The organism is Hahella sp. NS-SX17 (genome assembly GCF_057367735.1).
The window spans coordinates 5,245,612-5,260,262 of the sequence record NZ_CM170632.1 but is presented as its reverse complement, the minus strand read 5'-3'; the positions used below and the strand labels follow the sequence as shown (position 1 = coordinate 5,260,262).

The window sequence follows — 14,651 nt, the reverse complement described above, 5'->3', positions numbered from 1 at the left end:
AGGGGAAGGGGCTGCTCTTCCCCTATTTTTGTTTCTCGGAGCGGAAAAATGGAGAATCTTGAAGGCATTGTTGATCGCGCCAAAGACGCCGTCGCCAAGGCGGAGAGCGAACAGAGCCTTGAACAACTAAGAGTTGACTACCTTGGCAAGAAAGGGCAAATCACCCAACTTCTGAAAGAACTGGGGCGTCTTGACGCTGCGGAGAGACCTGCGGCGGGAGCAAAGATCAATGAAGCCAAGCTGTTGGTGCAAGACCTTATCAACGAAGCCAAAAGCGAGCTCTCCAGCAAAAACGAAGCAGTCAAACTGGCTGCGGAATCAATCGACGTAACCTTGCCCGGGCGTAAAGAGTCATTGGGAACTCTTCATCCTGTCACCCGGACGATGTTGCGTATTGAAGATTTCTTCGCGCGATCTGGATACACAGTGGAAGAGGGGCCTGAAATCGAAGATGACTATCATAACTTCGAGGCCCTTAATATCCCGTCTCATCATCCTGCGCGCGCCATGCATGACACCTTTTACTTTGACCCGACGACATTACTGCGCACGCATACGTCCCCGGTGCAGATTCGGGTAATGGAATCAAGCAAGCCTCCATTCCGCATGATTTGCCCCGGAAGAGTTTATCGTTGTGACTCGGATATGACTCATACGCCCATGTTCCACCAGGTAGAAGGTTTGATGGTGGATAAGCATGTCAGCTTTGCTGACTTGAAAAGCACCATCGTAGAGTTTCTGCGCGAGTTCTTTGAGAAAGACCTTGAAGTACGTTTCCGTCCGTCTTACTTCCCGTTCACAGAGCCTTCCGCTGAAGTGGACATTGAGTGGGGAAGAAACGAAGACGGTTCAATCAAGTGGTTGGAAGTGATGGGCTGCGGCATGGTTCATCCTAAAGTGTTTGAAGCAGCGGGCGTCGACTCTGAAACCTATTCAGGGTTTGCCTTTGGTATGGGCGTTGAGCGATTGGCGATGCTCCGGTACGGCGTGAACGATCTGCGGATGTTTTTCGAAAACGACATGCGTTTTCTTGACCAGTTCTAACCTCAGACGTGAATACCCCTTAAAACACGGTAAGGATTAATAATAGGCTTTGTGATATGAAATTCAGTGAATATTGGTTACGAGAGTGGGTCGATCCGCAGCTGAGCTCTGAAGCGTTGGTTCAGCAAATCACTATGGCGGGCCTGGAAGTGGACGCTGCTGAGCGCGTAGCCAAGCCTTTTAGTGGAATCGTGGTGGGTGAGGTGCTGTCAGTCGAGCCCCACCCCGATGCAGATAAGCTTCGCGTTTGTAAGGTTTCGGATGGTCAGGAACAGTTCCAGGTTGTATGTGGCGCTCCGAATGTCCTAGCGGGAATGAAAGTTCCGTTCGCTAAAATTGGCGCTGTGTTGTCCGGCGACTTCAAAATTAAAAAAGCCAAGCTGCGAGGCGTAGAGTCTCAGGGCATGTTGTGCTCAGAAGAGGAGCTGACGCTAGCGGAGAAGTCCGATGGCTTAATGCCGTTGGCCGCGGATGCGCCTGTTGGCGCTGACGTTCGCAGCTATTTGAAGCTGGATGACAATATTATTGATGTTGATCTGACTCCCAACCGTAGCGATTGCCTCAGTATTCTGGGCATGGCGCGGGAAGTGGCCGCTCTCAATAAGATTCCTTTTGAGGCGCCTGAAGTGAGGAAGACGGCGGCGGTTACTGAAGACGTATTCCCTGTTCGTATAGACGCTCCAGAGGCCTGTCCGCGATATGTTGGGCGCGTTATCAAAGGGGTGGATTTGTCTGCGCCTACGCCTCAGTGGATGGTTGAAAAACTGCGCCGTAGTGGAATTCGCAGTATTGACGCAGTGGTGGACGTCACTAACTTCGTCATGATCGAGTTAGGTCAGCCCATGCACGCGTTTGACCTCAACGAGCTTGCGGATGGTATCGTTGTTCGTATGCCTGCCCCGGGTGAAAAGTTAGTTCTGCTGGACGGTCAGGAAATAACTATTAATCCAGATACGTTAGTCATTGCTGACAAAGAAAAGCCTCTAGCCCTGGCTGGCATTATGGGGGGCGAGCATAGCGGCGTTTCTGAAAAAACCCAGGACATATTCCTGGAAAGCGCATTCTTCGCTCCTTTGCATCTGGCTGGGAAAGCGCGTTCATATGGTTTGCATACGGACTCATCTCATCGCTTTGAGCGTGGTGTCGACTACGCTCATCAGGCGCGCGCCATAGAGCGGGCCACCGAGTTGTTGCTTGAGATCGTGGGCGGTCAACCTGGTCCGGTTACTGAAGTCTGTAGCAAAGAGCACTTGCCTGCCAAAGCATTAGTAAACCTGCGTCATGCCCGTGTTGATGAGTTGTTGGGCGTTCATCTTGATCGCACCAGGGTAGAGGAAATGCTGGCCAGGTTGGGGCTTAGCGTGCACAAGGTGGCGAAAGATGGCTGGACTTTCAGTGCACCGACCCATCGCTTCGATATTAGTATTGAGGTGGATCTGATCGAAGAAGTGGCAAGATTGTATGGCTATAACAAGCTTCCCGTTACCGAGCCTATGGCTCCGTTGGGAATCAAGCCGTTGCCGGAGAGCAAGGTATCGCTGCGTCGCTTGAAATTGCACTTGGTGTCGAGAGGCTATCAGGAAGCGATTACTTACTCTTTCGTAGATCAGAAAGTGTTGAGCCTGCTGACTCCCGAGGAAGATACTATTAATTTGGCGAATCCTATCGCCAGCGATATGGCTGCGATGCGTACGACCCTCTGGGCAGGCCTATTGCAAACCGCTCTATATAACCAAAATCGTCAACAAAATCGCATTCGCCTTTTTGAATCTGGTCTACGCTTCCTTAAGAGGGACGACCAAATTCAACAGGACCCGATGTTGGCAGGGTTAATTATGGGCTCCAGTATGCCGGAAGGCTGGGAGAGCAAAAAGCGTACCGTAGACTTCTATGATGTGAAGGGAGATCTGGAGTCGCTTTTGGAAATTCCTGGTTGTAACTTGGGTTTCCGGAGTGCTCAACATCCGGCGTTGCACCCAGGGCAGACGGCTGAAGTGCTGAAAGACGGGCAACCTATTGGTGTGTTAGGCGCACTGCATCCCAGAATTGCTAAAACTTTGAATTTAAATGGCCCACTTTATTTATTTGAGCTATGCTTAAATTCAATAGCAGACGGGCAAGTGCCTTCTTTTAAAGGAGTTTCCCGCTTCCCGGAGATCCGAAGAGACCTTGCTATTGTAATAGATGAACAAACACCTTACGCGGATGTCGCCCTGGCGATTGCTCAGAGCGCAGGGGAGTGGCGTGTTCACCACGAGCTGTTCGATGTATATCATGGGGAATCGGTCGGTGCTGACAAGAAGAGCCTGGCCGTCAGTATCGTGTGGCGCCATCCTGAGAGAACATTACGCGACGAAGAAATCACGGAGGCATTTGACAACGTGGTGAAAGAACTTGGTAATCGTTTCGGTGCGTCTTTGAGGAGTTAGTCATGGGAGCTTTAACGAAAGCAGATATGGCTGAGCGGCTTTATCAGGAAGTGGGTCTCAATAAGCGTGAAGCTAAGGAGATGGTCGAGGCCTTCTTTGACGAGGTCAGGGATGCATTAAGCCACAACGAGCAAGTAAAGCTGTCAGGATTCGGCAATTTTGACCTGAGGGACAAAAAGCAACGTCCTGGCCGTAACCCAAAGACGGGGGAGGAGATTCCTATCACCGCCAGACGGGTTGTTACTTTCAGACCAGGTCAAAAATTAAAGGCTAAAGTAGAAGCTTATGCTGGAACCCAGTCATAACGACGAGCTCCCACCCATTCCAGGAAAACGCTACTTCACCATTGGTGAAGTTAGCGATTTATGTAGTGTAAAGGCTCACGTGCTGCGATATTGGGAGCAAGAGTTTCCTCAACTCGCTCCTGTAAAGCGGCGCGGAAATCGCCGTTATTATCAACGCCAGGATGTGTTGATGATTCGCCAGATTCGAGATCTGCTATACAATCAGGGTTATACCATCGGCGGCGCCAAACAGAAGCTGGCAGGCTCCGAAACCAAGGAAGATGCGACACAGGCTAAGCAACTCATTCGTCAAATGATTATTGAGTTGGAAGAGGTGTTGTTGGTTCTTGAAGCCTGACAGGTTTTGAGGACCGCCACCACAAAGTAAAAAACTGAATTATTTGGTTTTTTAGGGGTTGAAGGGCGGGGTGTTTTTATCTATCATACGCCCTCTTCGAGTCGGGGCGTAGCGCAGCCTGGTAGCGCACTTGCATGGGGTGCAAGGGGTCGAGTGTTCAAATCACTCCGTCCCGACCAATTTTCCTTTCTAGTATCAATAAGTTACACCGCTATTTTATTGTGGTTAAATTTTAGTCTTGCAAAAGATTTGCAAAACCTCCCGTTAAATTTCAGCTATTTTTAGGTCCGCGACGGCATTTACCCACCTAATTTCGCTGTGTCCAGAATCGTAGTTCTTCACCATTTTTTCTGAAGCCCATCCGCCCAGTTGCTTGGGATCTTTTTCCTTATTTCTGTATGTTTTTTCATCTGGCGCTTGGATTGTAGCGGTCAAAAAATCCCCGACATTGCTTTAAGTTTTTTTAGCTACAACTGGCGCGATTCCATGCATTAAATGCATGCCGACACTGAAAGTGTTTCAAGTTGTACCTGCAGGGGTTGTTAAATTACAGGTGGATTTTCTGTTAAGTTGTTGATATTTATGATTTTTTTGAAAAAGCCCCTGGGGAAGGGGGTGGTATTGTATCTAATGTAATCTGAGATTGTCTTTTTACTTCAGTAATATGTTGAAAAATAAGATTTTAATGCTCATTATTGTCCGATATTAACTAATTGCATCCAGTTCGAATGTGTACCATGATGTGTACCAAAATTGGTTTTTTTTAACTTGTTTTAGTAAGGATAAAGGACGGTAGGAGTGGGAAAACTAAGTGATGCCAGGATTCGAAGCGCAAAGACAGAGAAAGATACTTGTTTATCTGATGGTAATGGCCTTTCTTTACGTTTATCCCCATCAAAAGGAACGATCACTAAGACTTGGGTTTTTCGATATAGACGACCTTCGTCAAAGCAGCCGGCTAAAGTATCTTTAGGGACGTATCCGGCGGTTTCTCTGCGTGATGCTCGCAAGCGCGTAGAAGAAATGAGGCAGCAACTATTTGAGGGATTAGACCCTCAGTACCTGAAAGAAAGCCGGCGAACACTTAATGCTCAAGCGGTTCCAATGAGGAAATTATTTGAGTCTTGGCTGGCGTTTCAGAAGGCGGCAGGTGACGTTACTGAAAGAACTCTAGACCAGCAGGAGCGTCGATGGAGAGTTCATCTGAATAGACCGTTGGGGCTAACTCTGGCGATGCATGTTACTCGTAGTCAGGTGGCCGCAGTGTTGGATTCTATGGTGACCAAGGGGATCAAGGAAGAAACTAGAAAGTGCTTGTCCTTGCTAAAGATGATTTTTCGCTTTGCAGAAGAGCGTCACATTATTAGTGAGAGCCCGATAGAGAGTCTAAACGCAAGAACTTTTAAGGTGGCGGCAGGCAATCCACGAGAAAGGGTATTATCGATAAATGAGTTAAAAGTCTTCTGGAGTCTCCTTGATGAAGAAAGGCTCTCTCAATCCATGACGACAGCATTTAAATTATTGATAGTCACAGGCGCGAGGCGTGCTGAAGTCACAGGTATGAAATGGACGGAGCTTGATTTGGATAAGGGGGTATGGACTCTAGGTCATGATCGCACCAAAAATAGAAAAGGGCACGTTATATTTTTGTCTGACTTGGCCATGAGACTGATCTTAAGCATGAGGCCATTAACAGGAAGTGGCCAGTACGTTCTAAGCTTAAATGGAGGGGAAAGATCCATTCGACCCGATAGTCTCTCTGGTTCGCTCTGGCGCATTGTTGAGAATGTAGGAAGCCTTCAGCACTTTACCGCTCATGACCTCCGTCGAACCGCTGCTACAGCATGGGGTGAAGTGTTAAAGGTTCAGCCACATGTTATTGAAAAAATGCTTAATCATCAGCCGAAAGATAAGTTAATTGCGACCTATCAAAGAGCGCTCTACTTGGATGAACAGAAAGCTGCATGGCAGGCATGGGGGGAAGCAGTTGAAGCCTACATTGTTGGATGCTCTGAAAACGTAGTGGCTTTTAAAACCTCTCGTGGCTAAGGTGTAGTGCGATCCTGCCTTCGAAGATTAAACGGACAGTTGGCGCAATTATCATTATTGAGAACGCATGGATATTTCCATTCGGGGGCGTGGATTGAAGCAAGGACGTTATTCTGAGGTTCGAACCTCAAAGCTGTTTAAAAATGTAAATGTGTCTACAAAGCGTCTACGCAGATCTAATCAGGCTGTGTAACAAAAAATCGATATGGCTGGAAAGGGTCAGTGTTGCTACTATTTTTAAATCTACCAGTGTGCACTTAACACCATTGGCATGGACATGTCCATGCTGGTTAAGATGCGTTTTTTTGCAACCTTTTTGCACGTTTATTCCAGAAATAAGCGAATGTAATTCGATACAATATAAAGAATGTAATTGTTATATAGGCAACTGTTAGCAGCAATTGCGTAATAATAAATTCCTTATCTATAAAGAGAATGCCGATGTACGTGAGCAGGCCAAATAACGGCCCGAAATATAACGACATCTTGAGCACATATTTTGTATCCATTAGCTGGTCTTGCTTAGGTTTTAGAAACAAAAATGGATACCAGCCAGAATCCATATCCGTAAGTTTATTCATGAACTTTTCCATAATGCCTCTTTACGCCCGCAACTCACGGGGCTTTATAGTGAAGGCGAAGCCGCAACGTAAAAGCCGTCGCTGTGCATGCGTTTGTTTTGGGTGTTACTCAAACCTACAAGGCTCATCCATAAGAGTATCTTCAACAACCGGCAATACACCAGGGTTTTTACTCCGAAATTCAGCCAAAGATTTCTCCAACTCTGTTATAGATTGTCTCTTCAACTGTGGCTCCTTATACTTTACAGTGTCATCAAATCTCGCCAATAACCACTCCAAATCCAGCAATTTCCCTTCATCGCCTTGATTAACATTTTTAATGGCGGAAATGAGAGACTCTCTGTCTACTGATATTTTATATATGCTCATGTTCTCCGCCACTCATAACGCCGCCAGCTGCGAGGTCCAGCGCAGGTAGTGCGCGATGCTGCTTGGCCTTGATAATTGTTTTGTATTTGTTGCTTAAAGAGTTCACATCGTTCCTCTAGCAGGCAAATCGTACTGCATGGTGAATAATTGACCATGTTTTTCCGCCATAAGAGATGAAAATAGCACACAATGTCTCAAATGTGCTGCTTTACTCACTATGCCATGGTTTCCGGGAATTCGCTACTTTGCTTTGTTAAGAGTTTCAAATTCAAAATACATAAATTAATTCACCTATAAAGTTAGCACCTGAAACCGGTCCCCATATACGACTATCGGAAGAATTATCCCTGTTGTCACCAAGAAAAAAATAATGATTATCTGGAACTGTGATAGAGCTGGTAACAGTAAAGGGTCTTGCGGGGAACCTTTGAATTAAATAACTGTCGTTTCCGAGTTTTTCTCGGTATACCTTGACTTCATTTGATTCAAATAAAAACTCTGATGATAAAGAGTTTCCATTTATATAAATAATATCTTCTCTTATTTCGATATGATCCCCTGGTAATCCTATAAGTCTTTTAATTAATGGTTGTTCTGGTCAAATCCCACCGGACACTTTCTTTAGAGAGTTTTCATAATTAACCGGCGACATATCATTGTTCGCCGTATGCAGTCTTTCGAGGTTGTAATATCTCATGTAGGCTGCGACATCCTGCTTCATGTGTTCCCGGGTGGGCTGGGGGATTTTGAATATCCAGTCATGCTTAAGACTCCCAAAAAAGCGTTCAACCACCGCATTGTCCCAACAGGCTCCCACATCGCCCATACTTGCCCTGATTTCATACTTTTCCAGCAGTTTTCGATAATGTCCGCTGGTGTACTGAGAGCCCCGGTCACTATGGAATACCAAGCCCTTGGGCGGCTTCCGCAAATTGTAAGCCTTGATCAGCGCCTGGCTGACCAGGCTCGTTGTCATGCGCTTGTCGATGCGCCACCCGACGATCCTTCGGGAATATAAATCCATGACAATGGCCAGATACATCCAGCCTTCTCCTGTTTTCAGATAGGTCACGTCGCCAGCCCAAACCTGATTGGGCGCTGTAGGATTAAAATTCTGATTCAACAAGTTATCCGCCACCGCATGATGGTGTTTGCGCCTTGTAGTGGGTTTGTAGGCAACGCGTTGCGTGACCTGAAGACCAAGCCGCCTCATGAGCTTGCGAACCCGGTAGCGTCCCACCTGAAAGCCTTCTTCGCGTAGCTTCTTCATCATCTCTCGACTGCCCAGACTGCTTCGAGAAGCTTTAAACAGTCGCTTCATTCGCCGATGCAGATGAAGCTCATCAAACCGGATCACCGGCGCAGGGCGCCGACGCCAGGCATAGAATGCTGATCGACTTGCACGCAGAGCCCGGCAAAGCACTTTCACTGGGAAGCGATTCGACTCTGCTTGAATGAAGGCGAACTTTATTTCATTTCTTTCGCGAAGAAGGCCGAAGCCTTTTTTAGAATTTCCTTTTCCATGCGCAGCTCTTTGTTTTCTTTGCGAAGCCGTTTTAACTCGGCGCGCTCGTCTTCAGCCAGAACCTGATTTTCAAGCTGAGCTTCAATCTTTTCCTTCCACTTGTAGTGTAGTGGCCTAATAACCCCGGACACCTTTAGGTGGTAGGATCGCTACCACATAGAGAGGTGTTCAATGATCAGAAAGTGACGTTTCTTTTCGCCAGAGTTCAAACAAGAAGCCATCAGTCTTGCACTTGATCAAGTGTATACCATTTCTCAAGCAAGTACTTCCTAGACGTGAGAGAACACCCGTCGGCCCTAGGTGATACAACTGTAAGATGAAACTGATGGCGTCACTCCCAAGGGCAAGGCCCTCACTCTTGAGCAACGGTGGATTCAGGAGTTGGAATCCGGTTACAAGCGCTTGGAGGAGAAAACGGACATTATTAAAAAAACTACCGCTCTCTTGTCGTCGGAGGAAATCAATCGCACGCGTTAATGGACCGTTTGAGTGGGTAAAGGTCAGAGGAGATGGCCTGTAAAGGGTTTGGTGTCAGTCGTTCCAGTTTCAACGTCATGGTCGTATCAATGCTGAACATCTGCAGCTACGAGCCAGGGTGTAGCGAATATTCACCCAAAGCCGAAACTCTGAGGGGAGTCGAACAATTGCGCTTACGCTCAATGATGAAGGAGTGATGTGATGATTGGGCGTTTTAAGGTCGCCCTCAATGCGGAGCGTGGATTGAAGCAAAGACATTACTCGAAGATTCGAACCAGAGTCTCTGGAGTCAAAGTCCGGTTACTCATTAGTTTTTTGTGAATTTTATAAATTTATTTTCTTTTAAAAACAATTGGTTAAATTGTGAGCGTCCGCCGAATCACACCTTTGAATTTGTCTGAGAGCTCCTAAACTGTCTTCCGAACCACATTCGGGAGACAGTTCATGAAGCGAAGAACAAGACGGCAATGGCTGGCGCTCTTTGTCCAGCAGGAGCAAAGCGGCCTGAGTGTATCCGCGTTTTGCCAGAAGCATCATTTGTCCGCGCACTACTTTTCCAAGCGCAAGCGGTTATTAAAGCCTACTTCCCAGGATCGCCTTTCCTCTCCTTTTGTTTCTTTACAGCGCCCGGCTACTATGTCTTCCACTGAGACCATTCAATTGCGCGCTGGCGCGGTCATGCTTGAGATACCCGCCTCGACATCTCCCGCATGGCTGGCCGAGCTGATTCAGGCTTTGTCATGAGATCGGCCGCTGACTTCGATACTATTTACCTGCATCGCGATCCGATCGACTTTCGCAAGTCGATTAACGGGTTGATGCTGATCGTCGAGCAGGAAATGGCGCTGTCGCCATTCGATACCGCTCTGTTCGTGTTTTGCAACAAAACCCGCGATAAACTCAAGGCTCTGTATTGGGATCAGACGGGCTTCTGCCTCTGGTACAAACGATTGGAGCAGGATAAGTTCAAGTGGCCAGGGAAACGCCAGACGGCGCGATTGACGGTTACCGCGCAGCAGTGGCGCTGGTTGTTGGATGGCTATGACATCAGCCGGATGCAGGGACATCGACCGCTTGTGTTCACAACCGCCTGCTGATCGGCCGGATCAAAACTTACCTTTCAAGCTCGTTCGACGACAATTAGAATGTCCGGCATGAAACTTCAGCCGCCTCCACTGCCTGACGACGTCGCAACCCTACAAAAAATGGTGTTGGAACTGCAGGCGGAAAATCACCGCCTGCTTGAACAGTTCCGTCTCGCCCAGCAACGGCGGTTTGGCAAAAGCGCCGAGGCCCACGCCGGTCAGGGTGAATTATTTAATGAAGCGGAGCAGCTGATTGAGGAGGTTGTTGAGCCGGAACAGGAAGTCATCTGCTTCTCCCGCAATAAGCCGAAACGCCAGCGGCTGTCGAAAGACCTACCCCGGGAAGTCATTGTTCATGATATCGCTGAAGCGGATAAAGTCTGCGGCGGTTGCGGCGGCGCGCTGCACAAGATGGGCGAGGACAAAAGCGAGCAGCTTGAGTTCATCCCCGCGCGCATCAAGGTCATTGAGCATGTGCGACTGAAATACAGCTGCCGGAGCTGTGATAAGGCGGGGGCTCAGATCGCCATAAAGATCGCGCCGGCGCCGGCGAGTCCCATCCCAAAGAGCTTCGCCACGCCATCGCTGCTGGCGCAAGTCATCACCAACAAATACCAATACGGTTTGCCCCTGTATCGTCAGGAACGGCTGTTCGCCCAACACGGCATTGAGCTGAATCGCAAGAGCATGGCGCATTGGATGCTTAAATGCGCGGAACGGCTTAAACCGATAACTGATAGCTGGCGAGAGGTTCTGTTGCGTCAGCCCGTGATTCAGGCGGACGAAACGACGGTGAATGTGTCGGGAGAAGATAAAGCGACCTGTTATATGTGGCTCTACTGCAGCGGAGCCGACTCGCCAGGAAAGCACGCCATCCCGAACATTGTCCTTTACGACTACCGGCGCAGTCGCAGTCGCAGCGGTCAGTGTGCAGCGGACTTCCTGCGAGGCTTCAATGGTTACCTGCAGGTTGACGGCTATGCGGGTTACGAACAAACCGACGCCACACTCGCCGGTTGCTGGGCGCACGCCCGGCGCAAGTTCATTGAGGCGCAACAGGCGCAGGGTAAGCATAAGGCAGGGCTGGCCCAATGGGCGCTTAGCCATATCCAGAAACTGTACCGGATTGAAAGCGCCATCAAAGACAAAAGCGCCGAGGAAAAACGCACCCTTCGTCAGAGGCAGGCGTCGCCCCTGCTATGGGAGTATAAAGAATGGCTGGACCAGTCGGTCATCCTGGCTCCACCCAAATCCGCCATAGGCAAGGCCATGAACTACAGCCTGAATCAGTGGAGCAAGCTCATCCGCTATGTTGAAGATGGAGATATAGCTATCGACAACAACCGCGCGGAAAGGGCAATAAAGCCCTTCGTTATCGGACGGAAGAACTGGTTATTCGCTAACACGGCGCGGGGAGCCGAAGCCAGCGCGGTCCTCTACAGCCTTATTGAAACAGCCAAGGCTAATGGGCTCATACCTTTCGATTATCTATTGCATCTATTGACCGAGCAGGCCAGGCAACTCAGTGACGACTGGCTGATGCCGTGGAATCTGGAATTAAAGCAGAAAATCTAGGCGGGGTTTGCCAGACGCTCACGTTAGATTTTGTAGATGGTGCTCTGGCTGTTCAAAAAATGTAAATGTGTCCACAAAGCGTCCACGCAGGTTACCAAAGTGGTCATCTAGTCAGATTTCGGAACTGAAGTCGATATGGCTGGATAGGGATAATTGCTGAATCTGCCCTTGAGAGATTAAAGCTTTGCTAATTTGCGCCGCCAGGCGTCAAATTGAGCAACTTGTTATGCGATTTCAACGACCAATGCCTTGCCTTCTTTCCCAGCTTTACACAACGCATCATAGAGAATATAGATTCCGTTCTCTTCATCTTTCTTCAAGTCTTTAATTTTAGTAATAGGTTCTAACTCATTTTTAAGGTCATCAATTTCATGCGGTAGAACCCAAGAAATCTTATATACTCCATCATCTGACTCATATTTGTGACTATTGCACTTTGCGATCGACATACCTTCAAACAACAGCGTATTGTAGATACTTTGAGCATAATTAGAACTGTCTGGTAGCACAGCCTTTAAACTATCGGAATATCTGGATAGTTTCATCATTGAAGTATTAATATTTTCAAACAATGAAAATTCAATGCCTGTGATTGAACTAAGCTCCTCATACATAGTTAATTCGTCTACAACCCTGTCGATAAGTGCCGCATCCTCTGCCGAATCAACGTTGAGCGATGAAGGCCCAATCTTACTCATATGGCAAGCCATTCTATAGACAGACTCGTTATGGTCCTCTGGATATTTAACTCGGCAATTCTCCATGCACTTGATTAAGTTATGTAGATTTTCAAAGACAATACTCTCTACACCATCTTTTTTACCTAGAGAATAATGTACATACGTTCCCATAAGCTTACCTTGTGCTGGATTCCTGCGACCGCATAACGCCGCAAGCAAAGGCGCGTGTTAGCGCGTCCAGCCCGCAGGGCGATTTTGGCTTGCCTTGTTATGCGTGAACATTGCGCATACGTTCCAATACCTTTGCCATAGGCGAATTAGCTTCTAATTTTCGCTGCTCAACAAGCTCGCCAGACTCGTTATATTTCTCGTACGAAGTTTCTATATCATGCTCAGTCAGCCTAATTGATAACGTGACTCCATTTTCATAATACTGTTTTTCTTCTGATACACCTTGGCTGCGGACGGCTAGCCACTCTCTCTTGAGTTGACCTGACTCATACCATTCTTTGCAACAACCTGAAGGCAATCCGTTGTCGTATGACATTGCCCTTTTTATATTGCCGCCAGCATAGTTTAAAAAAGTCTCACCAGTATATGGTTTACCTTCAAACACAAGAAGATCGTCATCATTGAATTCTAAGAGACTTTCATCAATTTGACTCATCGCACTTCCTTTACGCATAACATTTGTATATCGCGCATGCGCGTTTTTCCATTCCAATCTTTTGAAGATAGTTCCTCCTGCCCACTGATTCCAGTGTAAAACCCCAGAAAGTCAAACTACCTCACTTACAAGAAACCGTGCGTGCGCATATACACTTTCTTGGGTGTCTCGTTATCACAACAGGCTAGCTCGCAAGTTATTGAATCAAAACACTTTTCAGGACAACTTCATCAGAAAAGGGAGCCATTCGCTACGAAAAAGCGTGCGACTTTCCAGTCACGTGATAAATAAACTGTATTTGTATACAGGTAAACATAAAAAAATTACCTGTCCCCATCACAACGTCTTACACCAGATTAACTGTTACAACTTAGTTCCAAATAATTCAATAATTGAAATCCTGATCTTTCCAAAAGCCTGTCCCCTTGGGGCGTAGGACCTAACCCCAATTTCATAAACTTGGCATTTACTCAAATCACGTAGGCGTGGGGAGGAGTGAGTTTATAGCTTGCCGGCGCTACTGAGGATTGTGGTTGTATGAGGGAACGTTCTGTCAGATCAGGTTGCACGCATACAACAAAGAACGACCGCCAGCAGCGGTCTCTTAAGATCATTGCTATGTAATAGAAGGATTAATCTTCATCAAGCAACATGGCATTAACTGGCTCATACTTTGATCTTTTCACCGTTGAGCATGGCGCCTTACGGGGCACTTTGGGCGGAGGCGCTTGTTTCCAAGTGTTTGGCGCTGTATCCGTTGCTTTCTTTAATAGTTTGCCGCCACAGTCATTAATTGGGAGCCAAGCTAATGCATAGAGAGTTGGAATGTTGGGTCTGGCTCCCTTGCGGGTTTCAATCAGCCAACCTCGTTCTTCCAACTCTTTGCGGGCTTTATGAAGCTGGTCACTGCTGGTCCATCCATAGGATTTCATTATGGTTAAACTGGCGCATAGGTCGCCGTTATTGTGGCCTCTGAATTGGCTGGCTACATCCAGAAGTAAACTCTTCGCCCGGTATGATAATGACCGAAAATTTTCATGCGCCATCATATGAAGGGGGAGCTTAAGAAACGGCGCTGAATCGCGGCGATTTTTAGCTCGCTTCAATTTGTTTGACATCTCATATTCCTCGACTGATCACGAGTTGGACTGTTCTATTGAAGAGAGCGATTAGCTCTCCTCTCTGGCGCCAGTAACGGGTGATGCTCTTTCTTTCCCTCAAACCTTAATGATGTGTTTCTTTGCGATTGACCCATTGCTGGTAAGGTACTCCAGCCTTTAGGGAGGCTTGCCAATCATCAAGGGATGACTCAAACCAACCTACTGCTCTTTCTCCTAAATGCACCGGAGGCGGGAAGCTGCCGTTGGCAACGCGTTCATAAATAGTTGATCTAGACAAGCCTGTTAGCTTGGTGGTTTCTTTAATTCGGAAAATCATTTCCGCCATACTCCACTGGACTCCTACAGTATTAATCGTGACCACTCGTCACGCCTTGGAATACTATCAGTCAAATTCAGTAAAAACCAAT

At 47.5% G+C, this 14,651-nt stretch carries 15 protein-coding genes, 1 tRNA gene and 1 pseudogene; 9 read left to right on the top strand and 8 right to left on the bottom strand.

Annotated elements, in window-relative coordinates; genetic code table 11:
- Nucleotides 1-48: 48 nt before the first annotated feature.
- The 5 genes from pheS (at nucleotide 49) to AC2IBB_RS23390 (ending at nucleotide 4,294) form a co-directional block, all read left to right on the top strand.
- Nucleotides 49-1,044: a phenylalanine--tRNA ligase subunit alpha gene (gene pheS, locus AC2IBB_RS23410; protein WP_216737060.1), complete on the top strand. Its 996-nt coding sequence runs from the start codon at nucleotides 49-51 to the stop codon at nucleotides 1,042-1,044.
- A 56-nt stretch (nucleotides 1,045-1,100) separates the two neighbouring features.
- Nucleotides 1,101-3,473, top strand: a complete 2,373-nt coding sequence (gene pheT, locus AC2IBB_RS23405) for a phenylalanine--tRNA ligase subunit beta (RefSeq protein ID WP_486329133.1) — start codon at nucleotides 1,101-1,103, stop codon at nucleotides 3,471-3,473.
- A 2-nt stretch (nucleotides 3,474-3,475) separates the two neighbouring features.
- Nucleotides 3,476-3,778, top strand: coding sequence for an integration host factor subunit alpha (ihfA, locus tag AC2IBB_RS23400; protein ID WP_011398341.1), 303 nt, complete (start codon nucleotides 3,476-3,478; stop codon nucleotides 3,776-3,778).
- On the top strand, nucleotides 3,759-4,115 hold the full coding sequence (locus AC2IBB_RS23395; protein WP_011398340.1) for a MerR family transcriptional regulator: 357 nt from the start codon (nucleotides 3,759-3,761) through the stop codon (nucleotides 4,113-4,115). The genes ihfA and AC2IBB_RS23395 overlap by 20 nt, the downstream gene beginning before the upstream one ends.
- A gap of 102 nt (nucleotides 4,116-4,217) precedes the next feature.
- A tRNA-Pro gene (locus AC2IBB_RS23390) sits at nucleotides 4,218-4,294 on the top strand.
- Between the two features lie 85 nt (nucleotides 4,295-4,379).
- On the opposite strand, the gene AC2IBB_RS23385 is transcribed toward AC2IBB_RS23390, so the two are convergent.
- Nucleotides 4,380-4,550, bottom strand: coding sequence for a hypothetical protein (locus AC2IBB_RS23385; protein WP_486329132.1), 171 nt, complete (start codon nucleotides 4,548-4,550; stop codon nucleotides 4,380-4,382).
- Between the two features lie 363 nt (nucleotides 4,551-4,913).
- Between AC2IBB_RS23385 and AC2IBB_RS23380 the strand changes: the two genes are divergently transcribed.
- Nucleotides 4,914-6,164 (top strand): tyrosine-type recombinase/integrase, encoded by a 1,251-nt coding sequence (locus AC2IBB_RS23380; RefSeq protein ID WP_486329131.1) that lies wholly within the window; start codon nucleotides 4,914-4,916, stop codon nucleotides 6,162-6,164.
- 686 nt (nucleotides 6,165-6,850) lie between these two features.
- Here the strand turns inward: AC2IBB_RS23380 and AC2IBB_RS23375 are convergent.
- From AC2IBB_RS23375 to AC2IBB_RS23365, 3 genes and pseudogenes are all read right to left on the bottom strand, one after another.
- Nucleotides 6,851-7,114 carry a hypothetical protein gene (locus AC2IBB_RS23375; RefSeq protein ID WP_486329130.1) on the bottom strand — a complete coding sequence of 88 codons (264 nt, stop codon included), beginning with the start codon at nucleotides 7,112-7,114 and terminating at the stop codon, nucleotides 6,851-6,853.
- A gap of 268 nt (nucleotides 7,115-7,382) precedes the next feature.
- Entirely contained in the window at nucleotides 7,383-7,658 is a 276-nt protein-coding gene (gene lepB, locus AC2IBB_RS23370) for a signal peptidase I (RefSeq protein WP_486333996.1), read from the bottom strand.
- A 54-nt stretch (nucleotides 7,659-7,712) separates the two neighbouring features.
- Nucleotides 7,713-8,773, bottom strand: a pseudogene (locus tag AC2IBB_RS23365) (IS3 family transposase); the annotation flags it as partial.
- 787 nt (nucleotides 8,774-9,560) lie between these two features.
- On the opposite strand from AC2IBB_RS23365, the gene tnpA reads away from it, so the two are divergent.
- Genes tnpA through tnpC form a run of 3 tightly spaced genes read left to right on the top strand, consistent with a single transcriptional unit; the run spans nucleotide 9,561 to nucleotide 11,776 of the window.
- Entirely contained in the window at nucleotides 9,561-9,860 is a 300-nt protein-coding gene (gene tnpA, locus AC2IBB_RS23360) for an IS66 family insertion sequence element accessory protein TnpA (RefSeq protein ID WP_486329129.1), read from the top strand.
- Nucleotides 9,857-10,213 (top strand): IS66 family insertion sequence element accessory protein TnpB, encoded by a 357-nt coding sequence (tnpB, locus tag AC2IBB_RS23355; RefSeq protein WP_486329128.1) that lies wholly within the window; start codon nucleotides 9,857-9,859, stop codon nucleotides 10,211-10,213. The genes tnpA and tnpB overlap by 4 nt, the downstream gene beginning before the upstream one ends.
- Before the next feature lie 57 nt (nucleotides 10,214-10,270).
- A complete protein-coding gene (tnpC, locus tag AC2IBB_RS23350) occupies nucleotides 10,271-11,776 on the top strand; it encodes an IS66 family transposase (RefSeq protein ID WP_486329127.1) in 1,506 nt (501 codons plus the stop codon).
- A 224-nt stretch (nucleotides 11,777-12,000) separates the two neighbouring features.
- Here tnpC and AC2IBB_RS23345 read toward each other — a convergent pair whose 3' ends face one another.
- From AC2IBB_RS23345 to AC2IBB_RS23330, 4 genes are all read right to left on the bottom strand, one after another.
- Complete coding sequence (locus tag AC2IBB_RS23345) at nucleotides 12,001-12,627, bottom strand: hypothetical protein (RefSeq protein WP_486329126.1); 627 nt, start codon at nucleotides 12,625-12,627, stop codon at nucleotides 12,001-12,003.
- A 97-nt stretch (nucleotides 12,628-12,724) separates the two neighbouring features.
- Nucleotides 12,725-13,123, bottom strand: coding sequence for a toxin-antitoxin system YwqK family antitoxin (locus AC2IBB_RS23340; RefSeq protein WP_486329125.1), 399 nt, complete (start codon nucleotides 13,121-13,123; stop codon nucleotides 12,725-12,727).
- Nucleotides 13,124-13,755: 632 nt separating this feature from the next.
- Entirely contained in the window at nucleotides 13,756-14,241 is a 486-nt protein-coding gene (locus AC2IBB_RS23335; protein ID WP_486329124.1) for a hypothetical protein, read from the bottom strand.
- 106 nt (nucleotides 14,242-14,347) lie between these two features.
- Nucleotides 14,348-14,569: a helix-turn-helix transcriptional regulator gene (locus tag AC2IBB_RS23330; protein WP_216736569.1), complete on the bottom strand. Its 222-nt coding sequence runs from the start codon at nucleotides 14,567-14,569 to the stop codon at nucleotides 14,348-14,350.
- Nucleotides 14,570-14,651 lie beyond the last annotated feature (82 nt).

What these genes read in the sequence shown, in the direction of transcription:
- pheS (WP_216737060.1), top strand. Translation starts at nt 49, where the DNA reads ATGGAGAATCTTGAAGGCATTGTTGATCGCGCCAAAGACGCCGTCGCC.
- pheT (WP_486329133.1), top strand. Translation starts at nt 1,101, where the DNA reads ATGAAATTCAGTGAATATTGGTTACGAGAGTGGGTCGATCCGCAGCTG.
- ihfA (WP_011398341.1), top strand. Translation starts at nt 3,476, where the DNA reads ATGGGAGCTTTAACGAAAGCAGATATGGCTGAGCGGCTTTATCAGGAA.
- AC2IBB_RS23395 (WP_011398340.1), top strand. Translation starts at nt 3,759, where the DNA reads ATGCTGGAACCCAGTCATAACGACGAGCTCCCACCCATTCCAGGAAAA.
- AC2IBB_RS23375 (WP_486329130.1), bottom strand. Translation starts at nt 7,114, where the DNA reads ATGAGCATATATAAAATATCAGTAGACAGAGAGTCTCTCATTTCCGCC.
- tnpA (WP_486329129.1), top strand. Translation starts at nt 9,561, where the DNA reads ATGAAGCGAAGAACAAGACGGCAATGGCTGGCGCTCTTTGTCCAGCAG.
- tnpB (WP_486329128.1), top strand. Translation starts at nt 9,857, where the DNA reads ATGAGATCGGCCGCTGACTTCGATACTATTTACCTGCATCGCGATCCG.
- tnpC (WP_486329127.1), top strand. Translation starts at nt 10,271, where the DNA reads ATGAAACTTCAGCCGCCTCCACTGCCTGACGACGTCGCAACCCTACAA.
- AC2IBB_RS23345 (WP_486329126.1), bottom strand. Translation starts at nt 12,627, where the DNA reads ATGGGAACGTATGTACATTATTCTCTAGGTAAAAAAGATGGTGTAGAG.
- AC2IBB_RS23340 (WP_486329125.1), bottom strand. Translation starts at nt 13,123, where the DNA reads ATGAGTCAAATTGATGAAAGTCTCTTAGAATTCAATGATGACGATCTT.
- AC2IBB_RS23335 (WP_486329124.1), bottom strand. Translation starts at nt 14,241, where the DNA reads ATGTCAAACAAATTGAAGCGAGCTAAAAATCGCCGCGATTCAGCGCCG.
- AC2IBB_RS23330 (WP_216736569.1), bottom strand. Translation starts at nt 14,569, where the DNA reads ATGGCGGAAATGATTTTCCGAATTAAAGAAACCACCAAGCTAACAGGC.